We start from the raw sequence: 26,123 nt of genomic DNA, 5'->3' as shown, positions 1-26,123 counted from the left end.
TGAGCCTCTCGTGCGCGGGCCACTGCAAGCACACTGTGACGGGATCCCGGTGTCGTTCGCTCCCGACAGGCCAGAAGGGATATGAAGAGGTAAGGCCAATGATCCCTCCGGGTAAGGCATCCCCGGGGCGGAGGATGCCCCCTGGGACAGGACGGAAGGCCGTGACCGGCGGGAAGTCGCCCGGCCCCGCACCGGGGAGCGGTGCCCGCTCGGCCCGGTGGGTGTGGCAGGCGGCCGGTGTGGACTCGACCGGCGTGGACTCGGCCGACGACGTCAACGGTCACGGCGCGGGGACCTGTCTCGAAGGCGGGTGAACCGGTCGTCGACGGCTGCGAGGTGGACGGTCGCTTCGTGGCGGACGGCGAGTTCGCCGGAGCGGGTCGCGGTGCCGCGGTGGATGAGGGGTGTACGGGTCCAGGAACGCCGTAGGTGCGGATCGGCGACGAGGTCGCCGGAGCGGCTCGGCCGCTCCGTGGAGCACCGAACCGCCTCGCCGGCTCCTCCGGCGCGCCTGGACGACCGTCACTTCGGCCGGCGCGGACCGGGCGGCCTACAACCCGTACCTGCTCCAAAGGAACAGCGTCGCGCCATGAGTCCTCATGGACTGCCATTCCTTCGACGTCAGGCCGCTCTTGATGCCGGTCAGAACCGGCGCGACATTGGCTTTGGTGAGATGGCCGGTCACCATCACGTAAACCTGATTGAAACAGTCCGCTTTCGTCTTCGGACTGCTCTTCATCGCAAAAATCTTCTTGCTCATGTCATTGTAATGTGGTTCGAATTTACGGGAAAGAACTGCGAGGGCCTTTGTCAGCGGAACCCCGGAGGCCGACCCGGTCTGCGAGCCGCCCAGTTTCACCAGGATCGCCAGTTGACCTTGGGTGAGACCACCCGGGGCGACGAGGGTGCCGAAGGATTCCTTGAAAGGCTTGCCGGCGTAGACGTCCTCCGCCAGTTCATCCAGGATCCTGGACAGTTGCTGATCGGTGAAGAATGTCGTCAGCAGGGTTTTGATCTTGTTGATGGCCGTCTGCTTGGACGTGACCAGGGTTTGCGGGCCCTGTAGCAGGCCCGTTCCGGCTGACGTCGATGCGTGGGCGGGACCCGCCGACGCCTGGGTCGACGATGAGGACGCGTTCACCACGGAGGCGTTCGCGAGGCAGGCCGACAGCGTGAGCGCGGCGGCCAGAAGAGAGGTTCGGGGCACCGGCCTCACGGTACTCACTTCTCCGGTGCCCGTCCAAGGGACGTCTCGGCGCAGGGCCTGGGCGAGCAGGGCGGGCGCCCCGTCAGGCGTCACCGCGGCATCGCGACCCGCTTCGGCGGACTCGCCGTCCGCCACGGAACGACCGTCCGCCACGCCGCCGTCGACGACCGGCTCACCCGTCTTCGAGACAGACCCTAGGCGGCGGAGTCGCGCCGGGCGGAGGACACCGGGGACGGGAACTCACCGGCGGAGGGCTCCGCCCGTGAGCCCTCCGGCGGTGGGTCCTGGGCGACCTTCGGGATCGACGACAGGTTCTGGGCGGCGGTGACGAACCTGGCGATGTGCGCGTAGACCTGGCGCGCCTCCGGGACGAGGTCGGCCAGGATCGCGAAGACGTGCGGCATGCGGGCCCACTCCTCGTACGTGACCGGCACCCCGGCCGCGCGGGCCCGCTCCGCCACCCGGCGGCCCTCGTCGCGCAGGACCTCGGTGGAGCCGGTGACGACCATCAGCGGGGGCAGACCGGTGTAGTCGCCGAGCACCGGCGAGAGCAGGGGGTCGCGGGGGTCGCGGCCGGAGGTCCAGCGGCGGGCGAGCCACTCGACGCGGCCGGCCGAGATCATCGGGTCCAGCAGCCGGTTGACCGTGCGGGGGTCGCCGGTGAGATCGGCCCACGGCGACAGGCACACGGCGGCGGCCGGCACCGGCAGCCCCCGGTCGCGGAGCGCCAGGAGCGTGACCAGGGTGAGGTGGCCGCCGGCGGAGTCCCCGGCGAGGACCACATCGGCCGGCCGGTGGCCGTTCTCCAGCAGGCACAGGTAGGCGGCGATCGCGTCCTGCAGGGCCTCGGCGGGCCGGTGCACCGGGCCCTGGCGGTAGTCGACGGCCAGCACCGGGCGCCGTGTCGCGGCCGACAGCCGCCAGGTGATCGGCCGGTGGGTGGCCGGGGAGCAGGAGAAGTACCCGCCGCCGTGGAAGTAGAGCAGGACCTTGCTCTCGTCGAGCTCCTGTCCCGCGCGTACCCACTCACCCGGGCAGGGAACGGCGGCGGGCGTCACCCGGACGTGGACGGGGAGCCGGAGCGGGACCCGGCCCGCCAGCGCGGTGATCCGGGAGGCCGCGAGGAACCCCAGGTCGGTCCTGAGCAGCAGGCCGGAGGCGGGTTTGAAGGTACCGCGCATGATCGCGTTGAGGGCCGCCGCCTGCCAGCTGAAGGGGTAGGCCGGGGTGACGTCCACATCGATCTCGTCGCGCATGGGGACCTCCTTGAGGAGATATTCCCCGCCAGAGGTTTTTCTACCGGCCAGTAGGTATGCCGGTCGAGGCTCCGGAGGTATGCCGGGCAAGGCTTCGGGGAACGCCGGGAAGGACGCCCGAGGATGCCGGGAGAGACGCCCGAGCATCCTGGGAGGCGCCGCCGGCCCCTCGCCCACGGCGCCGGGGATCGAAAACCCGTTGCCCGCGACCAGGGCACCCAGGAAGATGGGACGGTTGTTCACGCCCCACCGGGAGGCAGTCTTCCTGCTCTACGCGCGCATCGCCGGGTACGGCTTCCGCCGCCACTCCGCCTACCGTGCCGCCGCCGTCGCCGGAGCCTTCACCAACACGGTCTTCGGCATCCTCCGCGCCTACGTCCTGATCGCCCTCTGGCAGGCCCGGCCGGGCCTCGCCGGGTACGACGTCCTCGACGCCGTCACCTTCTGCTTCCTCAGCCAGGCCTTCATCGGCCCGATGCAGGTCTTCGGGGGCGGCCTGGAGCTGTCCGAGCGCGTGCGCAGCGGGGACGTCGCCCTCGACCTGGTCCGCCCGGCGTCCCTGCAGCTGTGGTGCCTCGCCGACGACCTCGGCCGGGCCGCCTACCTCGTCCTGCTGCGCAGCCTGCCCCCGACGTTCGTCGGCGCGGCCCTGTTCGGGTTCGTGGTCCCGGCCGCCCCGGCGACCTGGGCGGCCTTCACGGCCGGGTGCCTGCTCGGGGTGCTCGTCAGCTTCTCCCTGCGCTACCTGGTCGCGCTGTCGTCCTGCTGGGTGCTCGACGACCGGGGCGTGCAGTCCATCTCGCTGGTCATGACGCTCTTCTTCAGCGGCATGATCCTGCCGCTGAACCTCTTCCCCGGCTGGCTCGGGACCGTGGCCGCCGTCCTCCCCTGGTCCGCCATGGTGCAGGTTCCCGCCGACCTCTACCTGGGCAAGCGGGACGTCCTGGACGCGCTGGCGTTCCAGGCCGCCTGGGTGGTGGCCCTGATGCTCCTGGGGGCCCTGGCCACCGCCGCCGCCCGCAGGAAGGTGGTGATCCAGGGTGGCTGACCACGACCGTCCCGGGACGTCCGCCGGGACACCTGCCGGGGGCCCCCGATGGTGAGGATCTACCTCCTGCTGGCCTGGACCTGGCTGAGGGCCTCGGCGCAGTACCCGGGGCCGCTGGTCATGATGATGCTGGGCTCGCTCGTGGTCAACGCGCTCGACGTGGTGGCGATCTGGGTGATCTTCGAGCACACCGCCTCGCTGGGCGGCTTCGACCTGGCCGAGGTGATGTTCCTGTACGGCACCGCCGGCCTGTCCTTCGCCCTGGCCGACATGCTCTTCGGCAACGTCGACCGGCTCAGCAGGCACATCAGGACCGGCGACTTCGACACCATGCTGATCCGCCCGGCGAGCGCGTTCGTGCAGATGGCCGTCGACCGCTTCGGCGTGCACCGCTTCGGCAGGACGCTCCAGGCCGCCGTCGTCCTGGGCATGGCGGTGTCCGCGCTCGGCCCGCCCTGGGAGCGGGCCTGGATGATCCCGCCGATGGTCGTGTGCGGGACCGTCATCTTCACCGCGGTCTTCACCCTCGGCGGAGCCGTGCAGTTCCTGCTGACCGACGCCCCCGAGGTGGCCAACGCCTTCACCTACGGCGGCGTCACCCTCACCCAGTACCCGCTGAGCGTGTACGGCTCCGAGCTCGTGCGGGCCGTCACCTTCACGGTGCCGCTGGCGTTCGTGAACTGGCAGCCCGCGCTGTTCGTGCTGGATCGCGCCGACCCCCTCGGCCTGCCCCACTGGCTCCGCTTCGCCTCGCCCCTGGCGGCCGTCGCCCTGTCCGCCGTCGCCGCCCTCGCCTGGCGGGCGGGCATCCGCCGCTACCGCTCGACGGGAAGTTGACACATGATCGAACTCGACCGGGTCGGCCGCTCGTTCACCGTGGGCCGCCGCGGGAGCAGGAAGACCGTGCACGCCGTACGGGAGCTGTCGTTCACCGTCGGGGCCGGGGAGTTCGTCGGCTACCTCGGCCCCAACGGCGCCGGCAAGTCCACGACGATCAAGATGCTCACCGGGATCCTGGCGCCCACCTCGGGGAGCATCCGGGTGGCCGGGCTCGACCCGGCGCACCGCCGGGTCGCACTGGCCCGCAGGATCGGGGTGGTGTTCGGCCAGCGGACCACCCTGTGGTGGGACCTGCCGCTACGGGACAGCTTTCAGCTGATCCGTCACCTTTACAAAGTAGATCAACAGGATTTCCAGCGCAGGCTGGACGAGCTCACCGGGCTGCTCGGGCTGGGCGGGTTCCTGACCACGCCGGTCCGCCAGCTCAGCCTGGGCCAGCGGATGCGCGGCGACATCACCGCCGCACTCCTGCACGACCCGGCCGTCCTGGTGCTCGACGAGCCCACGATCGGGCTGGACGTGGTCAGCAAGGTCGCCATGCGCGACTTCCTGCGCCGTCTCAACGCCGAGCGCGGCACCACCGTCCTGCTCACCACCCACGACCTGGGTGACATCGAGAAGCTCTGCCGCCGGGTGATACTGATCGACCACGGCACCCTGGCCTTCGACGGCACCCTCGACGCCCTGCGCGCCACCGCCCCCGGGGCGGAGTCCATGGAGGACGTGGTCGCCCGCCTCTACGCCGGCTCCGGCCCGCCGGAACCGGTAACCGGTCACTGACGACCCCGCCGGAACCGGCGAGCGTTCACCGACGTGCTCTCCGCGCGACGGATCGGGCACGGGGCGACCGATCATTCCATTAAGCGCGCCGCGCAGGACGTCATGGGCGCGCGCCGACCTGGAGCGGCGCTCCGGCGGATCGGCGGCCGGCGTCCCCGCGCGGGAGTGACCGGGCCCGTGCGGGGACGCCGCCCCGGTCAGTACTCCTCGTCGGCGTACTCCTCCTCGTCGTGCGGCCGGGACGACCAGCGGGAGGGCATCAGCGCCGGCAGGAAGAGCATGACCCCGAGCAGGGTGTAGACCCCGGTGGCCAGCAGCACCCCCATGCCGCGCCCGGCCTGCACGATCACCTCGGGCAGGGCCGGGTCCGCGGGGGCGAGGGCGATGGCGCGGCGCGCGTCCAGGGCGTAGACCACGCTCCAGGCGAGCAGGACCATCGAGGGGACGAAGGTGGCCAGCGGTGAGGCGCGACCGGCGACCACCAGCCCGACCACCAGCCCGATCCCGGCCATCACCCCCAGGGTGACCCAGGTCGACGGCCCGCTCTCCGGCCAGGCGGAAGGCGGGTCCGCACCCGGGAGGAAGAGGGCGGTGCCCGCCTCCGTCACGGCCCAGCCGGCTCCCGGCAGCAGCACCGCCGTCACGACCAGGCCGGTGAGAAGTCCAAGCACGTGCCGCATGCCTACCACCCCGGTCCTGAGGGACGAGTCGCGGTCGCGGCCACGATAGCGGCAAAAACCCACCGGTGGCAGGGGGCCGGGGACGTGAGAACATATGGCTCACCATGCGTGCCCGGCCACCCCTGCGACTCCTGCGCGCGGCCGCCTTCTCGGCCGTCTGCACGACGCTCGCCGTCCTCGGCCACGCGGTCGCGGGCGGTTCCATACCCGCCGTGTGGGCGGTGGCCGCCGGCGGGTCGGCGGTCATGGCGGTGGCCGTGCCGCTCGCCGGGCGCGAGCGGTCCACTCCGACGATCAGCGTCGGCCTGTCGGTGCTCCAGCTGTCGTCGCACGAGCTGTTCGCGCTGAGCGACCCCGCCGCGCCGCCGCACTGGCACGCGCACGGCGGCGGGCTGGGCGAGAGCCTGGGCATGCTCCTGGCGCACCTCACCGCGACGCTGATCACCGGCTGGTGGCTGGCCCGCGGCGAGACCGTGCTGTGGGCGCTGCTGCGCTCGGCCGCCCACCGCCTCGGCGCGCTGCTCGGGCTCGCGACGCTCTCCGCGCCCCGTCCCCCGGCGGGGGACGGGACCCCGCGCGCGCGTCCTCACGACGCCTCCCGTGTCGTACGAACCGTCCTGCGTCACTGTGTCAGCCGGCGTGGTCCTCCACTGCCCACCGGCTGAACCGGCCCAGAAGTTCGTCCGCGACCGGATCCCCTTCCGGTCTCCCGCGTCGCCGAAGTGGAGATCCACCATGTCGTTTTCCCGTGCCTGCCGCCGCCTGGCCGCCGTCACCGCCGGTGCCACCGCCCTGACCCTGGGGCTCGCCCTGCCCGCCCTGGCGCACGTCACCATCAACCCCTCCAGTGCCCAGCAGGGCGGTTTCACCAAGGTCGCCTTCCGGGTGCCGAACGAGCGCGACGACGCCTCCACGACCAAACTGGAGGTGATCTTCCCCTCCGACCACCCGCTGGCGTTCGTCTCGGTCAAGCCGGTCCCCGGCTGGGACGTCAAGGTGGTCGAGGGCAAGCTGCCCAAGCCGGTCACCACCGAGTACGGAGAGCTCACCGAGGCGGTCACCAGGGTCACCTGGTCGGGCGGGAAGATCGCCCCCGGCCAGTTCCAGGAGTTCGAGGTCTCGATGGGCGCGCTGCCCACCGACACCGACCGGCTGACCTTCCCCGCGGTGCAGACCTACAGCGGCGGCGAGGTCGTCCGGTGGGACGACGAGCCCACGACCGACGGCTCCGAGCCCGAGCACCCCGCCCCGGTGCTCACCCTCACGCCCGCCGCCGAGGACGCCTCCCCCACGACGGCACCCTCGTCGTCGGCGGTGCCCTCGGCCGCCGTGGCCGCCCCCTCGGTGGCGCCCGCCGCCTCCTCCCAGGGGGAGGACGGCACCGCCCGCCTGCTCGGCGGGGCCGGCCTGGTGCTCGGGCTGGCCGGGGTCGCGATCGGGGCGCTCGGCCTGCGCCGCGGCCGCGCCTCCTGAGCCGCCCCTCGCCTCCCGCCCGCCCCGGCCGTCCCGATCACCTCGCGTGATCGGGTCCCGGACCGCCCCCTGCCCGCTCCCCCGGTCGCCCGCGGCGGCTCACGTCAGCGGCCCCGCCAGGGGCCGGAGCTGCCGCGGACGACCAGTTCCACCGGGACCAGGTGCGTCTGGCCCGGGGCCTCGGCCCGGGTGCGGATCTGCTCCAGCAGGATGTCCACGCAGAGCTGGCCGTTGCGGTCGAAGTCCTGCCGGATCGAGGTCAGGCCGGGCCAGAAGTAGGCGGACTCCGGCATGTCGTCGAAGCCGACCACGCTGACGTCGCCGGGGACCGCGCGGCCCGCCTCGTGCATGGCGCGCATCACACCCAGGGCCATCTGGTCGTTGGCGGCGAAGACGGCGCTCACCTCGGGCCGCCGGGCCAGATAGCCGCCGACCAGGTGGCCCGAGTCGGCGGTCCAGTCGCCGAAGAGCACCTGGGGGACCGGCCGCCCGGCACGTTCCAGGGTCTGGCGCCAGGAGGCGTGGCGGTGCCGGGCGGAGTTGGAGTCGTGCGGGCCGGCCACGTGCCAGACGGTGGGGTGGCCGAGGCCGAGCAGGTGCTCGGTGGCCAGGCGCGCTCCGGCCGCCTGGTCGGAGTCGACCACGGGGTAGCTGTGGCCGCCGTAGCCGTCCGACAGCACGACGGGCACGCCCGGCGGCAGACGCAGCGTCCGCATGTCGAGCACCTCGGACTCGATGATCACCACTCCGTCGATCGCCTGGGTGCTGAGCCTGGTGAAGGCGTCCCGGAACTCCTGGTGGGTGGGGGCGGTGACCCCGACGAGGTTGATGGAGAAGCCGGCGGCGCGGGCCGCGGTGGCGATGCCGTCCAGGGTGCGGACGTTGCCGTACCGGCTGAGCGTGAAGCTGATCACCCCGATGGTGCCGAACCTGCCGGTGGCCAGCGCGCGGGCGGCGCTGTTGGGCTGGTACCCCAGCGCCCGCATCGCGCTCAGGACCCGCTCCCTGGTGGCGTCCTCCACGTTGGTGCGGTTGTTGGCCACCCGGGAGACCGTCTGGGGCGACACCCCGGCCAGCCGGGCCACGTCCGCCATGGACGGAGCGCCGTGGCCGCGTCCCCTGCCGGCCCGTGATCCGTCGTCGACCGCCGTCACCCGACCTCCCCTCTCCCCGCAGAATGGTGTCACGTCGCCGCGGTTCCCCGACCGAGCTGTGGCAGCGCTAACACACTAGCGCCCCGGTGCCCGACAGCGGCGAGTTCGTGTTACGGAAACGTTTCCTGCTCACGTCGGCAATCTCTTGACGCGCCCGATCGCTCACTGTGATGCTCATGCCGTGCAGCCATGGCAGCGCTAACATGGACAAGGAGGGCAGACGTCATATGACAGACACGCCCCTCGGCGCGAGGGCGGCACGGCCCGCGACCCCCCGGACGCGCCGGCGCCACAGCTCCGTACGACGCCCCTGGGTGGGCTGGGCCTTCGTCGCCCCGTTCTGCGTCGTCTTCCTGTTCGCGATCGTGACGCCGCTGTTCTACGCCCTCTACCTGAGCCTCTTCCAGGACCGGCTGGTCGGCGGGAACGTCTTCGTCGGCCTGGCCAACTACGCCGCCGCCTTCCAGGACCGGCTCTTCCACGTCGGCCTGCTGCGGGTGGCGCTGTTCCTGGCGGTGCAGGTCCCGGTCATGCTCGCGCTCGCCCTGCTGGTGGCGCTCGCGCTGGACAGCGGGTGGCTCCGCTTCGCCGGCGCCTACCGCCTCGGGGTCTTCGTGCCGTACGCGGTCCCGAGCGTGGTCGCCGCCCTGATGTGGGGCTACCTCTACGGCGACGAGTTCGGCCTGCTGGGCGGCCAGGCGCTGTCGGGCTCGTGGATCCTCGCCTCGATCGGCAACATCGTCACCTGGGAGTGGACCGGCTACAACGTGCTGATCCTCTACGCCGCGCTGCGCGCGGTCCCCGTCGAGCTGTACGAGGCGGCGGCGATCGACGGCGCCGGCGAGATCCGCAAGGCGGTCAGCATCAAGCTGCCCGCGCTGCGCCCGGCCCTGCTGCTCGCCTCGATCTTCTCGATCATCGGCAGCTTCCAGCTCTTCAACGAGCCGAACGTGCTGACCACGCTGGCCCCGGCGGAGATCACCACGTACTACACGCCCAACATGTACGCCTACAACCTGGCCTTCAACGGCCAGCAGTACAACTACTCCGCCGCGGTCGCCGTGGTGCTCGGCGGCGTGACCATCGTCGTGGCCTACGCCGTGCAACTGGTCACCGCCCGAAGGGAGCGCCTGTCGTGAAGCGCGCCGTGCTCACGGTCCCGATGCTGGCGATGCTGCTGTACTGCCTGCTCCCGCTGGTCTGGTTGTTCTTCAGCGCGACCAAGACCAACGCCGGGTTGTTCGACAGCTTCGGCCTGTGGTTCGCCGACGACTTCGCCCTCGTCGACAACGTCCGCCAGGTCTTCGCCTACCAGGACGGCGTCTACGGCCGCTGGTTCCTCAACACCGTGCTCTACGCGGTCGCCGGGGCGGGCGGCGCCACCGTGATCGCGGCCCTGGGCGGCTACGCCCTGGCCAAGTACGACTTCCCCGGGTCGCGGGTGCTGTTCGCCGTCGTGCTGGGCGCGATCACGGTGCCCACCACCGCGCTCGCCGTTCCGACGTTCCTGCTGTTCACCCGGCTGGGCCTGGTGAACACGCCGTGGGCGGTGCTGATCCCGGCGCTGGCCAGCCCGTTCGGCCTCTACCTGATGCGCGTCTACGCCGCCGACGCGGTGCCGACCTCGATGATGGAGGCGGCCCGGCTGGACGGGGCCGGGGAGCTGCGCATCTTCCTGTCCATCTCGCTGCGCCTGCTGCGGCCGGGCCTGGTGACCGTGCTGCTGTTCACCCTCGTCGCCACCTGGAACAACTACTTCCTGCCGTTGATCGTGCTGAGCGATCCGGCCTGGTACCCGCTGACCGTCGGGCTGAACCAGTGGAACAGCCAGGCGGGCAGCGCTGCGGGCGGTCAGGCCGTCTACAACCTGGTGCTCACCGGGTCGCTCGTCGCGATCGTCCCGCTCGTCGTGTCCTTCCTCCTCCTCCAGCGTTACTGGCAGTCCGGCCTGTCGGCCGGCGCCGTCAAGTAGCACCCCTCATCACCGCCTCCGGAGGTTTCATCGTGCGTCCCACCACGCGGGCGGCCTCGGCCACCGCGCTCTGCCTCTCCCTGCTCACCCTGGCCGCCTGCGGCGGCTCGCCCGTCCCGCCCTCCGGCGCTCCGGCGGCCGGGGCGAGCACCGGCGCCGCCGACATCGACAAGGCCCTGCAGACCGACACCACGCTGACGTTCTGGTCGTGGGTGCCCAACATCGACAAGACGGTGGCGCTGTTCCAGCAGAAGTACCCCAAGGTCAAGATCGAACTGGTCAACGCCGGGCAGGGCGCCACCCACTACACCAAGCTCCAGTCGGCGGTGAAGGCCGGCAGCGGGGCGCCGGACGTGGCGCAGCTCGAGTACTTCGCGCTGCCGCAGTTCGCGCTCTCCAAGGCCGTGGTCGACCTCAACGCCTACGGCGCGGCCGGCCTCAAGGAGAAGTTCAGCCCCTCGGCCTGGGAACAGGTCAACGTCAACGGCGGCGTCTACGCGATCCCGCAGGACACCGGCCCGATGGCGATGTTCTACCGCACCGACGTCTTCGACCGGCTGAAGCTGGAGCCGCCGAAGACCTGGGACGAGTTCGTCGCCGCCGCCGAGAAGATCAAGAAGGACGATCCCGCCAACTTCATCACCAGCCTCGACCCCAGTGACGCGGGCGGCGTCGACAGCCTGATCTGGCAGGCGGGCGGGCGGCCGTTCGCCATCGAGAACGCCACCACCACCCGGATCAACTTCCTGGACGAGGGCGGCAAGCGCTGGGCCGAGATGTGGTCGAGGCTGACCAGGGACAAGCTCGTCGACCCGGTGGCCGGCTGGAACGACGCGTGGTGGAAGGACATGGCGAGCGGCAAGTACGCGATGTGGATGGCGGGGGCCTGGGCGCCCGGCGCCATCGAGAGCACGATCCCGCAGTCCAAGGGCAAGTGGCGCGCCGCGCCCATGCCCGTCTGGGACGCCTCCGCGCCGGCGAACGCCGAGAACGGCGGCTCGGGCGTGTCCGTGCTCGCGCAGAGCAAGAAGCCGCTCGCGGCCGTGGGCTTCGCCCGGTGGCTGAACAGCGACCCCGAGGCGATCAGGTCGCTGAACACCGCCTCCGGCCTGTTCCCCGCGACCAGGGAGCTGCTGGAGAGCCCCGAGTTCCTCGACGCGAAGATCCCGGTCCTGGGTGACCAGCAGGCCAACAAGGTGTTCGCCGAGGGTGCCGCCCAGGTGGGCACGGGCTGGCAGTACCTGCCGTTCCAGGTGTACGCCAACAGCGTCTTCAAGGACAGCGTGGGCCAGGCGATCGCCGGCGGCACCGACCTGGGCGCGGCCCTGACCGCGTGGCAGCGGCAGATCTCCACCTACGCTCAGCAGCAGGGCTTCACGGTCTCCGGTTCCTGACCCCGCACCCCGTTCCCGCGTCCCGGCCCACCCCCGGGAATCCAGAAATATCATCAGAAGGATGGACATGCCGCAGCGCTGGATCCGCTGGCCCCGGCCCACCGGCCTGGCCTACGGGGCCGACTACAACCCCGAGCAGTGGCCCGAGGAGGTCTGGCACGAGGACGTCCGCCTGATGCGGGAGGCCGGGGTCAACCTGGTCAGCGTCGCGATCTTCTCCTGGGCCCGGCTCCAGCCCGCACCGGACCGGTGGGACTTCGGCTGGCTGGACCGGGTCCTGGACCTGCTCCACGAGGGCGGTGTCGCCGTCGACCTGGCGACGGCCACCGCCTCTCCCCCGCCGTGGCTGACCCACGCCCACCCCGAGGTCCTGCCGGTGGACCACGAGGGGCGGCGCCTGCACCACGGCGGGCGCCAGGCGTGGTGTCCCAGCTCGCCGGTCTACCGCGAGCACGCGCTGCGGCTGACCGAGGAGATGGCCCTGCGCTACGGGGACCACCCCGCCCTGGCCCTGTGGCACGTCTCCAACGAGCTGGGCTGCCACAACGCCCGCTGCCACTGCGACGTCTCCGCGGCGGCGTTCCGGGTCTGGCTGCGCGAGCGGCACAGGAGCCTGGAGGGCCTCAACGCGGCCTGGGGCACCGACTTCTGGAGCCAGGTCTACTCCGACTGGGAGGAGATCCTGCCCCCGCGCCTGGCCGCCTCGTACGTCAACCCGACCCAGCAGCTCGACTTCGCCCGGTTCTGCTCGGACGCGCTGCGCGACCAGCTCCGCGCCGAGCGCGACGTGCTTCGCCGGATCACCCCCGACGTCCCGGTGACCACCAACTTCATGATCATGGGCGAGAGCAGGAACATGGACTACGCCTCATGGGCGGGCGACGTGGACCTGGTCTCCAACGACCACTATCCCGTCAGGGCCAGGGAGCGGCCCGAGATCGAGCTGGCCTTCTCCGCCGACCTGACCCGGGGCGTGGCGGGCGGCGCGCCGTGGCTGCTGATGGAGCACGCGACCGGCGCGGTGAACTGGCAGCCGGTGAACGTCGCCAGGCCGGCCGGCGCGATGCGGCTGGGCAGCCTGGCGCACGTGGCGCGCGGCGCGGACGGCGCCTGCTTCTTCCAGTGGCGCGCCTCCCGCGCGGGCGCGGAGAAGTACCACTCGGGCATGGTGCCGCACGCCGGCACCCGGTCCAAGATCTGGCGCGAGGTGACGGGGCTGGGCCGCGACCTGGCCGCGCTCGCCGAGATCGCCGGCTCCCGCGTGGTCGGCGAGGTCGCCCTCCTCTTCGACTGGGAGTCGTGGTGGGCCTCCGAGCTGGACTCCCATCCCAGCGACCGGCTGCGCTACCGCGAGCTCGCCCTGGGCTGGTACGAGGCGCTGTGGCGGGCGGGCGTGCCCGTCGACGTGGTGCCCGTCGGCACCGATCTGGACGGCTACCGGCTGGTGCTGGCGCCGACCCTGCACCTGACCACCGACGAGACCAACCGCCGTCTGGCCGGCTACGTCGAGGCGGGCGGCCACCTGCTCACGACGTACTTCTCCGGGATCGTCGACGAGAACGACCACGTCCGGCTCGGCGGCTACCCCGGCGCCTTCCGCGACCTGCTGGGCGTGCGGACGGAGGAGTTCTTCCCGCTGCTGCCGGGCGTCACGGCCACCGTGCACACCGACGTCGCCGGGCCCGCGTGGACGGCGACCGAGTGGACCGAGCTGCTGGAGACCTCCACCGCCACGGCCGTGGCCCGCTACGCCGACGGCCCGCTCGCCGGGGTGCCCGCGGTCACGGTCAACTCCCACGGCGCGGGCCGGGCCTGGTACGTCGCCACCCGGCTCGACCCGGAGGCCGTGGCCGCGCTGCTCGGCCGCGTCCGGGCCGAGGCCGGCGTGCTCCCGGCCGCCGAGACCACGCCCGGCCTGGAGGTGGTGCGCCGCCGGGGCCCGGAGCACGACTTCCTGTTCGCCCTCAACCACTCCGCGGCCCCGGCGTGGCTGCGCGCGGGCGGCACCGACCTGCTCACCGGCACCGAGTACGCGGCCGGGGGGTGGGTCGAGGTGCCCGCGACGGACCTGGTGGTGCTGCGCGTCGCCAGGCCCTGACGACGGCCCGCCCTGAACGGCCCCCGGCGGCGGACGACGGCTCGCCGGCCGGGGTGCCCTGGAAGAGGCGGGGTCCTTCGGGAACGGAGGTCCCCGGAAAAGGGCGGATCAGGCGGTGATGTCCTTGCCGGTGAAACGGGCCCAGGCGACGGAGCCGAACACGACGGCGTGGACGGCGAAGACCAGCAGCCCCTGACCGAGGTCCCCGGCCGCCACCGGGTCGCGCAGCACCGCGTCGAAACCGCCCCACCATTCGGTGAGCAGGTACGGCCGGATCGCGGCGAGCTGCGGGAGGTTCCCCAGCACCTGGGTCACGATGACGAGGACCACGGTCCCGGCGACGGCCCCGATGGCGACCTCGGTCAGGGTCGACAGGGCCAGCGCCACGGCGGCCAGGGCCGCCATGCCCGCGGTGACGTACAGCACGACGACGCCGATCCGCAGCAGGCCGTCCACGAAGGGGATCGTCCCTCCCGACAGCAGCGTGATCGGCCCCACCGGGAACAGCACCAGGCCGCTGAGCAGGGCGCTCAGCGCCACCACGCCGACCGCGGCCAGGCAGAAGACGACCGCTCCGGCGTACTTGACGGCCAGCAGCCTGCTCCGGCCGGCCGGGGCGGTGAGCAGGTAGCGCAGCGTGCCGATGCCCGCCTCCCCGGCGATCGCGTCACCGGCGACGATCGCGACGACGACCGGCAGGAGCAGTTGCACCAGCACGTAGAGCGCGGCGAAGGTGAGGAACAGCCCGTTCCCGGCGACCTGCTCGAAGATCCCCGGCCCCTCGCCCTGGCCGGAACCGCCGAACGTCCGCAGCGCCACGCCGACCAGCACCGGGATCACGGCGAGCACCGCGAGCATGGCGAGGTTCCTCGGCCGCCGGAAGATCAGGCCCAGCTCGGACCCGAACAGCCGCGACCACGCCCGGAAGGCGCCCACCCCCGCCGCCCCCGCCGCCCGGGGCACCGGAGTCGCCGGAGTCATCGGAGTCACCGGCGGTTCCGGCACCCGTCCTCGCGTCGATCCCGGCGTCGATCCCGGCGTCGGCTCCGCCGTGCCGGGCACCGTCGTCCTGTCCGCGTCAACCGTCGACATCGAATCCCTCCCCGGTCAGGCCCACGAACACGTCCTCCAGGCTGGGCCGCTGCACGGCCAGGCCGCGCACGGCCACGCCGCCGGCGACCAGGGCGGCGCACACCTCCTCGGGTGCGGCGGCCCCCAGCGCGGCGCCGACCTCTCCGTCACCGGAGCGGACCCCCGCCAGCCCGAGCGCGGCCAGCACGGCCGCGGCCCTCGCCGTGTCGGGGGTCAGGACCCGGATCCGTACCGCCTCCCCCGCCAGCAGCTCGGCGATGGTCCCCTGGACGACCAGCCGGCCCGCCCGCATGATCGCCGCGTGGGAGCAGACCTGCTCCACCTCGGCCAGCAGGTGGGAGGAGACGAACACGGTCGTCCCGGCGGCGGCGATCTCCTTGACGAGCGCGCGTACCTCCCGGGTGCCCTGGGGGTCCAGGCCGTTGGTCGGCTCGTCGAGGACCAGCAGTTCCCTGGGGCCGAGCAGCGTGGCGGCGATGGCCAGCCGCTGGCGCATGCCGAGCGAGTACGCCCGGTAGCGCTTCCCGGCCGCCGCGGCCAGGCCCACCCGCTCCAGCGCGAGCCCGATCCTGGCCGAGACGGTACGCCGGTCGGCCGAGGGGTCGGCGGCGTCGTAGCGGCGCAGGTTGGCCTCACCCGACAGGTAGGGGTAGAAGGCGGGCCCCTCGACCAGCGCCCCCACCCGGGGCAGCACGCCGCCCATCGGACCGGGCATCGGCGTGCCCAGCAGCCGCCAGCTCCCGGCCGTCGGCGTCACCAGGCCGAGCAGCATGCGGATGGTGGTGGTCTTGCCCGACCCGTTGGGGCCCAGGAAACCGAAGACCGATCCGGCGGGTACGGCGAGGTCGAGGGAGTCCACCGCCACCTGGCCGCTCCTGAACCGCTTGGTCAGCCCGGCGGTGACGATGGAGAACCCCTCGTCGTCGTCGGGGGTCCGCGTGCCCCCGGCCCCCGGCGCGTCCGTCACGGCGGTCACGGCGCCCCCGCTCCCGTGTCCGCGCGTGTCCGTTCCGGCGTTCATACGCATCCCCGTCTCCGCGTCCGTCACCGTCTCCGCTCCCGGGCCGGCCTCACTTCTGCCCGGCCGCCTCGGAGAGTTTCTCCGGCGTGACGGCGCCGACCAGCAGGCGGCCGTCGTCGGTCAGCAGCGCGGAGACCAGCTTGGTCCGGACGACCTGGCCGCTGCCCCACGGCCCGCTGATCGGCGTGGCCGACCTTCGCAGCGCGTCGGCGATCGTGGTGGCGTCCCGCTCCGCCGCGCCCTGCCCCGTGGCCCGCCCCTGTTCCGTGCCCTGCCTGTGCTCCGGTGCCGCCAGGTCCTTGAGGTCCTCGGGCGCGCGCAGCACCGCGACCGTGGTCCAGCCTCCGCCGACGACCCTGACCTTGTCGTCGAACTCCTTCCGGCTCTCGAACCCCTCGTGGCCGGCCCTGCTCCTCTCGGTGAGCTCGCCGAACGAGGTCTCGTCGACCTTGGCACCGGCGGGCGGGGTGAAGGTGAAGTTCTCGGCGGCGGGCGGGGTGAACGTGACCGAGGTGAAACCGACCTCGAAGGCGGGCTCGGCCGCGCTCCTGGCGTACACCTGGACCCGCAGCGGGACCAGCGTCTCCCCGTCCAGGGCCAGCTTGACCTCCCTGATCAGGGAGGAGGGGTCCCTGGGGGCGAGCACGAGCTGGTAGGCGGCGCGGCCGGCCACCTTCTCGGCGCTGCTCACGCCGACCGCCGTGTCCCGGACGACCCGGTCCAGCAGCGTCCGGGCGAGCTGCTGGGGCGTGGTCGCCGTGGGCAGCGCATCCTGGGCCCGCCGCCCGGGACCGTGCTCGCCGATCTTCCCGGTGCCGTCGGCCTTGACGCGGGTGGCCTTGTTCACGTCGCTCTGCCACAGCCAGGCCTGGTCGCCGTTGACGATCAGGTCGGTCTCGCTCATCCGGCCGGGCATGGCGAGGCGGACCTTGCCGGCGCCGCCGTACCAGACCTTCAGCTCGTGCGAGCCCGCGAGCAGGGCGGTGGGCGAGGTGCCGCTCACGCCCGACACCTCGGGCAGGCCGGGCAGTCCGAGCGAGGCGGTCTGCATGACCGTGCCCGACATGGGTCTCACCCCGGCCCGGGCCGCCTGGGCGGCGCTCGCGAGCAACTGCTCGGCGGTGCGCTCGGGCAGCACGGGGTCCCCCTGGACGGCGGCGATGACCGGACCCGCCCCGATGGCCCCGGCGACCGCCGCGATCGCGACGACCGGCACGGCCCACCTCATCGCGCGGCCCCGTCTTCCTTGCTCGGACATCTCATTCCTCCACGGTATGCCGTCGACCCTGTCGAGAAGCAGCCTGCGTGACGGTCGCTGTGCCGACGCTGAGACAGACTGAGAGGACTCACAGGATTCTCAGCCGTCTCTCAGCTCCGATGACCCAGGATGGGGACGTTCCCCTCGTCGGCGCGGGTGCCGGGGGCACTCGCGGACGTCCCGGCCCCGGCCCGGACGACCGGGGCGGGACGTCACGGGTGGTGGAGGGGAGAGGGATGCGGATTCTCGTCGTGGAGGACGAACGGCGGATGGCGGCGGCCCTGCAGCGCGGGTTGCAGGCCGAGGGGTTCGCCGTCGACCTCGCGCACGACGGCGAGGACGGCCTGCACCAGGCCAGGCACGGCGGGTACGACGTGGTGGTGCTGGACATCATGCTGCCGAAGATCTCCGGCTACAACGTCTGCAAGCAACTGCGGGCGGAGGAGAACTGGGTGCCGGTGCTGATGCTCTCGGCCAAGGACGGCGAGTACGACATGGCCGACGGCCTGGACCTGGGGGCCGACGACTACCTGACCAAGCCGTTCTCCTACGTGGTGCTGGTGGCCAGGTTGAGGGCGCTGCTGCGGCGCGGCGCGAACCGGCGCCCGGCCGTGCTGAGGGCCGGGGACCTGACCCTGGACCCGGCGCGGCGGCGGGTCACCCGGGGGGAGACGCCGGTGGAGCTGACCCCCCGGGAGTTCGCGCTGCTGGAGTTCCTCATCCGCCACCACGACGAGGTGGTCTCCAAGACGGAGATCCTGGAGCACGTGTGGGACACCTTCGACACCGATCCCAACGTGGTCGAGGTCTACGTCGGCTACCTGCGGCGCAAGATCGACGTGCCGTTCTCCAGGAACGCGCTGCAGACGGTGCGGGGGGCCGGATACCGGCTGGCCGGCGACGGTGGCTGAGCGGGCGGCGGCGTACGGGACCGGGCGGCCGGCCGGACGCGGCGACCGGACACGATGGCCCGGCGGGCGGGTGCGCGTGACGGGTGGGCCGGTGGGCGACCGTGACGGATGAGCCCGACGGCGCGGGCGCGCACGCGGGAGGCCGCGCTGCCGTCCTGTGGCGGCGCAGGAGCCTGCGCTTCCGGCTGACGGCCGCGGCCTCGGCCGTGCTGGCGGTCGCGCTGGCGGTCTCGGCGTACGTGATGATCGGCGTGCTGGGCAGCGCCCTGATCGGCACCATCGACGGGTCGATCTACCAGCGGGCCCGGGACGCGGTCTCGCTGGCCGACGCCGGGCGGCTGCCCGACCAGATGACCTCTCCTGACGGCACGCTCCTCCAGGTGATCGACGCCGAGGGGCGGATCACCCACGCCACCCCCGGCACGGACCGGCTGGTCCCCCTGCTGGACGGGCCGGCGCGGGCCGCGGCGATCGGCGCCGGTGAGGCCCGCTTCCTGGACGGCGAGCCGTACGGCATCCCGCACCTGCTGCGGGTGCGGGTGCTCAGCGCCGACCACGGGCTGGAGGTGATCGCGGCCAGGCCCTTCAGCGAGGTGCAGACCAGCCTGTCCACGGCCGGGCACGTACTGCTGGTCGGCACCCCGCTGCTGCTGGTGCTGCTCGCGGGGGCGAGCTGGATGATCATCGGCAGGACGCTGCGGCCGATCGCGGCGCTGCGCCGGGGCGCGGAGGAGATCACCGACACCGCCCGGTCGCGCCGCCTGCCGGTGCCCGAGGCGCGCGACGAGGTGCACAGCCTGGCCACCACCCTCAACGCGATGCTGGCCCGGCTGGAGAAGGCCGACGGCCGGCAGCGGGCCCTGGTCTCGGACGCGGCGCACGAGCTGCGCAGCCCGCTGGCGAGCATCCGGCTGCAGCTGGAGGTGGCGCTGGGCCACCCCGGGGGGCAGGACTGGCGGGAGACGGCCGAGGGCGTGCTGGAGGACACCATGCGCCTGTCCCGCCTGGCCGAGGACCTGCTCGCGCTGGCCCGGCTGGACGAGCGGGGCGGCGCTCCGGCGCGCAGGGAGCCGGTGGAGCTGGACCGGCTGGTCCCCCAGGCCGCCGAGCGGTACGGCACGGGCGTCGCGGTGAGGGTCCCCGGCGCTCCGGTCACGGTCACCGGGGACGCGCTGGACCTGGGGCGGGTGCTGGTCAACCTGGTCGACAACGCGCTGCGGCACACCCGCGCCCCGGTGCTGGTCGAGCTGCGGGCCGAGGGGGCCGACGCCGTGCTGACCGTCACCGACGACGGGCCGGGCATCCCCGAGCCCGACCGGGAGCGGGTGTTCGACCGCTTCACCCGGCTGGACAGCGCGCGCAGCCGCGACGAGGGCGGAGCCGGGCTGGGGCTGGCGATCGTCCGCGAGACCGTGCACGCGCACGGCGGCGCGGTCCACCTGGAGGACGCCTCGCCGGGCCTGCGGGCGGTCGTCCGGCTTCCCCTGTCCTGACCGGGGCTTGCCCGTGGCCTGCTCGGCCGGTGTCGGGCGGGCACCCGGCGCCACATGCACGACGTCCGGTGACGACGGCCGCCGGGAGCTGATCCTGCGGGTGGCGACCAGGCTGTTCGCCGCCCTGAGGGTCGTCCCCGGCACCGCCGGATCCCCTTTATGAGAGATTTTTTCACCTTTGGCGCGAATCCACGGCGTTCCCCCGCTCACGACCGGCGCGATCCGTGTGATCCTGGCAGTCCCCCGGCGGCCCTGAGGGTCGCGCGTACCACCGGCCCGCGCGGGCCGTACCCCCGAGGAGACCGATGAGCCTGCCCGACAAGGGCCGCAGCACCTCCGAGCTGCTCGCCGAGATCGCCCACCTCAGGCGGGACGACCTGCCGGTCCGCGGCGGCAAGGTGACCGCGTACGTGTACGACACCGGGCGGCCCGAGGTGCACGAGGCCGCCGCCCGGGCCTACTTCGAGATGCTGGAGGTCAACACCCTGGACCCCACGGCGTTCCCCAGCATCGTGGAGATGGAGAAGCAGGTGGTCGGCGCGGTCGCCGGCCTGCTCGGCGGGGGGTCGGGCATCTTCACCAGCGGCGGCACCGAGTCGATCATGCTGGCGGTGAAGGCGGCGCGGGACTCCCGCCCGACCGCGGGGCGTCCCAGGATGGCGGTCCCGGTGACCGCGCACCCGGCCTTCCACAAGGCCGCGCACTACCTCGGGGTCGTGGTGGACGCCGTCGCGGTGGACCCGGTGACGTTCCGGGCCCCGGCGGCGGGGGTGGAGGCGGCCCTCACCGACGACACCGTGCTGGTGGTCGCCTCGGCGCCGTCGTACCCGCAGGGCGTGATCGACCCCGTCGCCGAGATCGCCGCCCTCGCCGCCGCGCGCGGCGTGCTGTGCCACGTGGACGCCTGCGTGGGCGGGTGGCTGCTGCCGTGGCTGCGCGAGGCCGGGGCCGACGTGCCGCCCTTCGACCTGTCGGTCCCCGGGGTCACCTCGCTCTCGTGCGACCTGCACAAGTTCGGCTACGCCCCCAAGGGCGCCTCGGTCGTGCTCTTCGCCGACCCGGCGCTGCGGCGCAGGGCCTACTTCGCCTCGGCGTCGTGGCCCGGCTACACGGTGATCAACGCGACCGTGCAGAGCTCGAAGTCCGCGGGCCCGCTGGGGGGCGCCTGGGCCACCTTCCAGGCCCTGGGCCGGGAGGGCTACCTGGAACTCGGCCGCGACACCCTCGCGGCGGCCCGCGCGCTCCGCGAGGGGGTCGCGAAGATCCCGGGCCTGCGGGTGCTGGGCGACCCGGACTCGGCACTGGTCGCCTTCGGGTCCGACGAGGTGGACGTGTTCGTGCTCTCGGACGAGGCCAGGCGGCGCGGGTGGTTCCTGCAACCGCAGCTGTCGTACGCGGGCATCCCGGCCAACATCCACGTCACGGTGACCGGGGTGACCCTGCACGGCGTCGAGGCGATGCTGGAGGTGATCGCCGAGTCCGCCGACGCGGCCCGCGAGCGCGGCCCGGCGCGGCTCCCCGAGGGGCTGGTGGAGCTGATCGCGGACCTGGATCTGGACGCGCTGGACGACGCCGCCTTCGGCGAGCTGGCGGCCTCGGTCGGGGTGGACCTGGGCGGTTCGGGGCAGCCGGAGATGGCCGTGGTCAACGCGGTCCTGGACGCCCTGCCCGCCGACCGGCGGGAGGCGATCCTGATCCGCTTCCTGTCCGTCATCTACTCCTGAGACACCGCGTCGCGGCGCGCGCCGTCCCCGGGTGACGGCGCGCGTCCCTCCTTGGATCGACGGTCGTCCCGGCGCCCGCCCCTTCCTGGAGCACGGTGTCCCGGCGCGTCCCTTGCCGGGCCACGGCGTCTCAGCGCGCGTCCGCTCCCGCGTCGCGGCCTCTCAGGGCGGTGACGGTGGCCAGCGCGGCGCGGGCCGAGGCGGCGTCGTGGACGCGGAAGACCCGGGCCCCCTGCCAGGCGGAGACCGCCAGCGTGGCCATGCTGCCGGCGTGGCGCTCGTCCACGGGGAGGCCGCCCAGGGTCTCGCCGACGAAGTCCTTGTTGGAGACCGCGACGAGCACCGGCCAGCCGGTGGCGACCATCTCGTCCAGGCGGCGGCCGACCTCCAGGGAGTGCCGGGTGTTCTTGCCGAAGTCGTGCGCGGGGTCGATGAGGATCGACTCCCTGTTCACCCCGGCGGCCACCGCGCGTTCGGCGAGGCCGACGGTGTAGCCGACGACGTCGGCGACCACGTCGTCGTAGGCGACGCGGTGCGGGCGGGTGCGCGGGGCGACGCGGCCCGCGTGCGCGCAGACCAGGCCGATGCCGTGCCGGGCGGCGACCCCGGCCAGATCCGGGTCGACACCGCCCCAGGTGTCGTTGAGCAGGTCGGCCCCGGCCTGGGCGACGACCTCGCCGACCTCGGCGCGCCAGGTGTCGACACTGACGACGAGCCGGGGGTGGCGCCTTCTGACCGCGTCCACCAGGTCGGAGACGCGGCGGATCTCCTCGGCGGGGTCCACCTCGTCGCCGGGACCCGCCTTGACGCCGCCGATGTCGACGATGTCCGCGCCACCGGCCACGGCACCGTCCACCGCCTCCAGGGCGGCCGTGAAGCCGTACGTCCTTCCCCTGTCGAAGAAGGAGTCGGGGGTGCGGTTGACCACCGCCATGATCGCGAACTCGCCGGGCCGGAACTCACGGCCACGCAGGCGCAGGATAGTCATCGAGACCGAGCCTATAGCCCGGTGTCGGAGAGGACGGCGCTCCCACCTGCGCCGAACCTCTGGGGGAGAACGAAGGAGCCTGGGCGTCCCTACGCGGCCGACCCACTTTCGGCCACGGACAGGAACTCCTGGGCGAGAGCGGGCAGCCGCCGTCGCGCGTGCACGAGGGCGATCACCCGGCGTACCGAGGGGTCGAGGGTACGGACCACCAGTCCGGCGCGGGCGGCCTGCTCGGCCATCCCCCGGTACCAGAGCATCGAGGCCGTGCCCGAACGGACGGTGTTCAGCCAGTTGCCGCGCTCGTCGAGCTGCGTCGCCACCACGGGGGCCACACCGTGCTTGGCGAAGAGCGCGTCGAACTCCCTGCGCCGGGAGCTGCCGGGCACCGGCAGCACCAGCCGCATGCCGTGGAGTCTCCTCATCGGCACCGGGTCGGGCAGGTCCACGCCGGGCGGGGAGATCAGCACGATCTCCTGGCGCTCCAGCGGGTGGCTGATCAGATCGGTGGGGACGGGCAGGTCCGTGAGGCCGAGGTCGGCCCGCTGGTCCCTGATGGCGCTCACCACGCCGTCCCGTCCGTCACAGCGGACGATGTGGATGCGTACTCCCGGGTGCTCGGCGGTGTACGCGGGAAGGAGACGCCCTGCCAGCCCCGGTTCGAGGCTGGGGATCGAGGCGATGCGGAGCTCCGCCTCGGACGTCTGGCCGTGTGTGGACAGTGACTCGATCTCGCGGACGGCGTCGAGCGCCTCCCGGGCCAGCTTGACCACCCGGCGCCCCTGCGCCGTGACGACCACGCCACGTCCGGAACGGGCGAACAACGTCATCCCGAGCTCTCGTTCCAGGTCCCTGATCGCACGGGAGAGAGCGGGTTGCGCGATGTACAGCGACCTGGCCGCGTCGGTCATGGTGCGATGCTCCGCCGTCGCGACCACATAGCGGAGCTGCTGCAGATTCATGCCTTGAAGCTAGGTCACGGGTGCCGGATCGGTCCGGTACATCGCGGAGATCACCTCGGATGATTTCGGAATGTAATCGAATGCAGCGACATCCGTGACGGATGATAAATCAGTATCCTTACGCCCTAAATTCCACAAAAGTCCGATCTTGTCGTTCATGCCGGATGTCCGAATCCACGGAGGGGGTTACGGGGGCCCTCCGGGGCACATCCGCGACCGCGACTCCCCGACGGACGGCGGCTCCTCCGGGACGACACCGGCGGTTCCCCCGGGACGACGAGGAGCGGCCGGGCGTTCCGGCACGAGGGACAGGCGTTCCGGCACGGGCCGGGCGTCCGGCCGACGACCCCGCACCCGGCCGACGACTCCGCACCCGGCTGACGGCCCCGCACCCGGCGCGACGGTCAAGCCCCCGGCGTCCGGCGTGACGATCAGGCGTTCCAGGAGGTCGGTCAAGAGCTCCGGGACAGCGGCCACCCCACCCCGCCCACCCGGCCTCCTGACTGATGATGCAGGTTAAGGGGTCGTTCACCACAGATTGGCTATCTGTCTGTCATGTCCAGGTATGGGGACTAGAATCCTGGCAAATTCTGTTCAACCCCGACGCCTGCCATGTACTCAGGGCTAAGCCGGGCAAAACGCAGCAGGAAGCGGTGTGACGATGCGCCTTGGGCAAGATTCGGGGGATCTCGCCGGCGAAAGCGGTAAACGGCGCACCCGGCGTCGTGGTGGGGGCCCCGGCGCGCGCCAAGGCGGAAGCCCGGATCAGGCCGGACCCGGACAGGGGCCCGTCGTACCCACTCCGCCGCAGGCCCAGGGACCCACCGGCGGGCCGGAGGCCACCCGCGCGCAGGAGGTCTCCGGTGCGCCGGAGGCTCCCGCGGCGCGAGACGGCCGGCACGGACACGAGCAGCCCACCGCCGGGAACGGCTACCGGGAGCAGGGCACCCTCCCTCCGGCGGGTGTCTCCTACCACGAGCAGGGCACCCTCCCGGCGGGGAGCGGGCAGCGGCCCCCCTCCCCGCGAGGACCGGCGGACGCGGGGACCGGCCGGGCGGCGGGGTCCGGCCCGGTGGGTGACGGCCGCGCGACGGGTGACGGCCGGACCGCCGGGAACGGCGGCCCCGCGGATCCGGCGGCCCCCGCCGGCGCCACGGGAGCACCGCCCACCGGTACACCCCCCACGGGAGCACCGCCCGTCGGAGCATCGCCCACCGGCGCACCGGCCTTCGGAGCGCCACCGGCGGGCGGCCCTCCCGCGGGAGCCGCCGAGGCGCCCGGGGGACGACCTCGGTTCGCCAAGCCGCTGACGACCGGCGCCCTCATCGGCTGGACCGCGCTCTCGGCGATCCTGCCCGGCGCGGCGCACCTGCGGGCGGGGAAACGCCGTCTCGGCTTCATCCTGCTCGCGGTCTTCGGCGTGCCGCTGCTGGGCGGCGCGATCACCGCCGCCATCGCCTACCTCAGCGGCAACACCGGCTTCTTCGCCCGCGACAACACGCTGATGACCGGGGTGGTCCTGGCCGTGGCCGGGGCGATCGCCTGGTTCCTGCTGCTGCTCTTCTCCTACGTCACGCTGAAGCCGAACCGGCTCAGCGGCAGGGGGCAGATCGTCTCGGGCATCGTGGTGGGCGTGCTCTGCGTGTCGGTGATGGCGCCGTTCGCGCTGACCGCCAGCACGGTGCTGACCGCCAAGGAGACCCTCGACATCTTCAAACCCGCCTCGACCGATCCGACGGCCGTCCCCGTCAAGCACGAGGACCCCTGGTCCGGCCGCAAGCGGGTGAACTTCCTGCTCGTCGGCGGCGACGGCGCCGGGAACCGGGAGGGCGTGCGGACCGACAGCATGAACGTGGCCAGCGTGCACGTCGCGACCGGCAACACGGTCATGTTCAGCCTCCCGCGCAACCTCCAGCACGTCCACTTCTCGCCCGGCAGCGCGCTCGGCAAGCGGTTCCCCGACGGCTTCATGCGCGAGCTGCCCAACGGCGGCCTGCTCAACGAGGTCTGGCAGTACGCCGAGGACCACCCGGAGGTCGTGCCGGGCAAGAAGGCCGGGGAGCGGGGCCCCGCGGCGCTGATGGACGCGATCGGCCACACGCTCAACCTGAAGGTCGACTACTACGCCCTGGTCAACATGTTCGGCTTCGCCAGGATGGTGGACGCGATCGGTGGCCTGAAGATCAGGGTCGAGCGCGACATCCCCTGGGGCGGCCTGTACGGCACGGCCGGGACGATCAAGGCCGGGTACCGCACGCTCTCGGGCGAGGAGGCGCTCTGGTACGGGCGCTCCCGCGTCGGCAGCGACGACTTCTCCCGGATGGCCCGCCAGCGCTGCGTCATCGGTGCCTTCGCCCAGCAGGCCACCCCGTCGGTCGTGCTCCTCAACTTCACCAAGATCGCGGGTGTGGCCAAGAAGATGGCCAAGACCGACATCCCCCGCGAGCTGGTGGAGCACCTCACCAACCTGGCGGTGCAGGTCAAGGACGCCAGGATCACCAGCCTGCAGTTCGTGCCGCCGGAGTTCTACACCGGCTCGCCCGACTGGCAGAAGATCCGCACCGCCGCCGCCAGGGCGCTGCGCCGCTCGGAGCTGCCCGCCCGCCGGCCGCAGGCCGCCGGGGTAAGCGCCTCCCCCGGCGCGAGCGGCGCGACGCCGGCCGCCACGCCCACCCCCTTGGCGAGCACGGCGGTACGCCCGAGCCGGACACCCACCCCGAACGGCAAGCCCGCGGGCGAGTCCCTCAGCGAGCTCTGCGGATTCTGACCTGACGG

Annotated in this window: 24 protein-coding genes; 14 read left to right on the top strand and 10 right to left on the bottom strand. The window is 72.8% G+C overall.

The features are described from left to right. Window positions 1-161 precede the first annotated feature (161 nt). Window positions 162-314: a hypothetical protein gene (locus ACLQ2R_RS37035; protein WP_425966088.1), complete on the top strand. Its 153-nt coding sequence runs from the start codon at window positions 162-164 to the stop codon at window positions 312-314. A gap of 236 nt (window positions 315-550) precedes the next feature. Here the strand turns inward: ACLQ2R_RS37035 and ACLQ2R_RS37030 are convergent, their stop codons facing one another. Both ACLQ2R_RS37030 and ACLQ2R_RS37025 read right to left on the bottom strand, forming a co-directional pair. Next, complete coding sequence (locus tag ACLQ2R_RS37030; RefSeq protein ID WP_425966087.1) at window positions 551-1,342, bottom strand: hypothetical protein; 792 nt, start codon at window positions 1,340-1,342, stop codon at window positions 551-553. 59 nt (window positions 1,343-1,401) lie between these two features. Further along, window positions 1,402-2,463 carry an alpha/beta hydrolase gene (locus ACLQ2R_RS37025; RefSeq protein ID WP_425966086.1) on the bottom strand — a complete coding sequence of 354 codons (1,062 nt, stop codon included), beginning with the start codon at window positions 2,461-2,463 and terminating at the stop codon, window positions 1,402-1,404. 235 nt (window positions 2,464-2,698) lie between these two features. On the opposite strand from ACLQ2R_RS37025, the gene ACLQ2R_RS37020 reads away from it, so the two are divergent. The 3 genes from ACLQ2R_RS37020 to ACLQ2R_RS37010 are packed head-to-tail and all read left to right on the top strand — an operon-like array spanning window position 2,699 to window position 5,131. Beyond that, complete coding sequence (locus ACLQ2R_RS37020; RefSeq protein WP_425966085.1) at window positions 2,699-3,511, top strand: ABC transporter permease; 813 nt, start codon at window positions 2,699-2,701, stop codon at window positions 3,509-3,511. A gap of 48 nt (window positions 3,512-3,559) precedes the next feature. Next, complete coding sequence (locus ACLQ2R_RS37015) at window positions 3,560-4,348, top strand: ABC transporter permease (RefSeq protein WP_425966084.1); 789 nt, start codon at window positions 3,560-3,562, stop codon at window positions 4,346-4,348. A 3-nt stretch (window positions 4,349-4,351) separates the two neighbouring features. After that, entirely contained in the window at window positions 4,352-5,131 is a 780-nt protein-coding gene (locus ACLQ2R_RS37010; RefSeq protein ID WP_425966083.1) for an ABC transporter ATP-binding protein, read from the top strand. A 197-nt stretch (window positions 5,132-5,328) separates the two neighbouring features. Here ACLQ2R_RS37010 and ACLQ2R_RS37005 read toward each other — a convergent pair whose 3' ends face one another. Beyond that, the gene (locus ACLQ2R_RS37005) at window positions 5,329-5,811 is read right to left on the bottom strand and encodes a hypothetical protein (RefSeq protein ID WP_425966082.1); all 483 of its coding nucleotides are present in this window, start codon (window positions 5,809-5,811) and stop codon (window positions 5,329-5,331) included. 104 nt (window positions 5,812-5,915) lie between these two features. On the opposite strand from ACLQ2R_RS37005, the gene ACLQ2R_RS37000 reads away from it, so the two are divergent. Beyond that, window positions 5,916-6,476: an MFS transporter gene (locus ACLQ2R_RS37000; RefSeq protein ID WP_425966081.1), complete on the top strand. Its 561-nt coding sequence runs from the start codon at window positions 5,916-5,918 to the stop codon at window positions 6,474-6,476. Window positions 6,477-6,546: 70 nt separating this feature from the next. Continuing rightward, window positions 6,547-7,284 carry a YcnI family protein gene (locus ACLQ2R_RS36995; RefSeq protein ID WP_425966080.1) on the top strand — a complete coding sequence of 246 codons (738 nt, stop codon included), beginning with the start codon at window positions 6,547-6,549 and terminating at the stop codon, window positions 7,282-7,284. A 104-nt stretch (window positions 7,285-7,388) separates the two neighbouring features. Here ACLQ2R_RS36995 and ACLQ2R_RS36990 read toward each other — a convergent pair whose 3' ends face one another. After that, a complete protein-coding gene (locus ACLQ2R_RS36990; RefSeq protein ID WP_425966079.1) occupies window positions 7,389-8,438 on the bottom strand; it encodes a LacI family DNA-binding transcriptional regulator in 1,050 nt (349 codons plus the stop codon). Between the two features lie 227 nt (window positions 8,439-8,665). Between ACLQ2R_RS36990 and ACLQ2R_RS36985 the strand changes: the two genes are divergently transcribed. The 4 genes from ACLQ2R_RS36985 to ACLQ2R_RS36970 all read left to right on the top strand — a co-directional run bounded on the left by ACLQ2R_RS36985 (window position 8,666) and on the right by ACLQ2R_RS36970 (window position 13,902). Continuing rightward, complete coding sequence (locus ACLQ2R_RS36985; protein WP_425966078.1) at window positions 8,666-9,577, top strand: carbohydrate ABC transporter permease; 912 nt, start codon at window positions 8,666-8,668, stop codon at window positions 9,575-9,577. Continuing rightward, window positions 9,574-10,410 (top strand): carbohydrate ABC transporter permease, encoded by an 837-nt coding sequence (locus ACLQ2R_RS36980; protein ID WP_425966077.1) that lies wholly within the window; start codon window positions 9,574-9,576, stop codon window positions 10,408-10,410. The genes ACLQ2R_RS36985 and ACLQ2R_RS36980 overlap by 4 nt, the downstream gene beginning before the upstream one ends. Window positions 10,411-10,442: 32 nt before the next feature. Beyond that, complete coding sequence (locus ACLQ2R_RS36975) at window positions 10,443-11,804, top strand: ABC transporter substrate-binding protein (RefSeq protein ID WP_425966076.1); 1,362 nt, start codon at window positions 10,443-10,445, stop codon at window positions 11,802-11,804. 61 nt (window positions 11,805-11,865) lie between these two features. Continuing rightward, window positions 11,866-13,902 (top strand): beta-galactosidase, encoded by a 2,037-nt coding sequence (locus ACLQ2R_RS36970; protein WP_425966075.1) that lies wholly within the window; start codon window positions 11,866-11,868, stop codon window positions 13,900-13,902. Window positions 13,903-14,010: 108 nt separating this feature from the next. On the opposite strand, the gene ACLQ2R_RS36965 is transcribed toward ACLQ2R_RS36970, so the two are convergent. From ACLQ2R_RS36965 to ACLQ2R_RS36955, 3 genes are all read right to left on the bottom strand, one after another. Next, complete coding sequence (locus tag ACLQ2R_RS36965) at window positions 14,011-14,883, bottom strand: ABC transporter permease (RefSeq protein ID WP_425966074.1); 873 nt, start codon at window positions 14,881-14,883, stop codon at window positions 14,011-14,013. A 97-nt stretch (window positions 14,884-14,980) separates the two neighbouring features. Next, window positions 14,981-15,970, bottom strand: a complete 990-nt coding sequence (locus ACLQ2R_RS36960) for an ABC transporter ATP-binding protein (RefSeq protein ID WP_425966073.1) — start codon at window positions 15,968-15,970, stop codon at window positions 14,981-14,983. Between the two features lie 94 nt (window positions 15,971-16,064). After that, on the bottom strand, window positions 16,065-17,243 hold the full coding sequence (locus ACLQ2R_RS36955) for a LolA family protein (protein WP_425966072.1): 1,179 nt from the start codon (window positions 17,241-17,243) through the stop codon (window positions 16,065-16,067). A gap of 266 nt (window positions 17,244-17,509) precedes the next feature. On the opposite strand from ACLQ2R_RS36955, the gene ACLQ2R_RS36950 reads away from it, so the two are divergent. From ACLQ2R_RS36950 to ACLQ2R_RS36940, 3 genes are all read left to right on the top strand, one after another. Beyond that, entirely contained in the window at window positions 17,510-18,184 is a 675-nt protein-coding gene (locus ACLQ2R_RS36950) for a response regulator transcription factor (protein WP_425966071.1), read from the top strand. 101 nt (window positions 18,185-18,285) lie between these two features. Further along, window positions 18,286-19,677: a sensor histidine kinase gene (locus ACLQ2R_RS36945; RefSeq protein ID WP_425966070.1), complete on the top strand. Its 1,392-nt coding sequence runs from the start codon at window positions 18,286-18,288 to the stop codon at window positions 19,675-19,677. Window positions 19,678-19,982: 305 nt separating this feature from the next. After that, window positions 19,983-21,401: a pyridoxal phosphate-dependent decarboxylase family protein gene (locus tag ACLQ2R_RS36940; protein WP_425966069.1), complete on the top strand. Its 1,419-nt coding sequence runs from the start codon at window positions 19,983-19,985 to the stop codon at window positions 21,399-21,401. A gap of 130 nt (window positions 21,402-21,531) precedes the next feature. On the opposite strand, the gene folP is transcribed toward ACLQ2R_RS36940, so the two are convergent. From folP to ACLQ2R_RS36925, 3 genes are all read right to left on the bottom strand, one after another. Next, window positions 21,532-22,389 (bottom strand): dihydropteroate synthase, encoded by an 858-nt coding sequence (gene folP, locus ACLQ2R_RS36935; protein WP_425966068.1) that lies wholly within the window; start codon window positions 22,387-22,389, stop codon window positions 21,532-21,534. An 89-nt stretch (window positions 22,390-22,478) separates the two neighbouring features. Then, window positions 22,479-23,348: a LysR family transcriptional regulator gene (locus ACLQ2R_RS36930; protein ID WP_386237248.1), complete on the bottom strand. Its 870-nt coding sequence runs from the start codon at window positions 23,346-23,348 to the stop codon at window positions 22,479-22,481. 9 nt (window positions 23,349-23,357) lie between these two features. Next, window positions 23,358-23,507 carry a hypothetical protein gene (locus ACLQ2R_RS36925; protein WP_425966067.1) on the bottom strand — a complete coding sequence of 50 codons (150 nt, stop codon included), beginning with the start codon at window positions 23,505-23,507 and terminating at the stop codon, window positions 23,358-23,360. A 913-nt stretch (window positions 23,508-24,420) separates the two neighbouring features. Between ACLQ2R_RS36925 and ACLQ2R_RS36920 the strand changes: the two genes are divergently transcribed. Beyond that, entirely contained in the window at window positions 24,421-26,115 is a 1,695-nt protein-coding gene (locus tag ACLQ2R_RS36920) for an LCP family protein (protein ID WP_425966066.1), read from the top strand. Window positions 26,116-26,123 lie beyond the last annotated feature (8 nt).

The sequence above is a fragment of the Streptosporangium sp. DT93 genome (genome assembly GCF_049844535.1).
Taxonomy (GTDB): domain Bacteria; phylum Actinomycetota; class Actinomycetes; order Streptosporangiales; family Streptosporangiaceae; genus Streptosporangium.
Note: the sequence above shows the minus strand (reverse complement) of the source record. Positions and strands in the feature narration are given on the sequence as shown.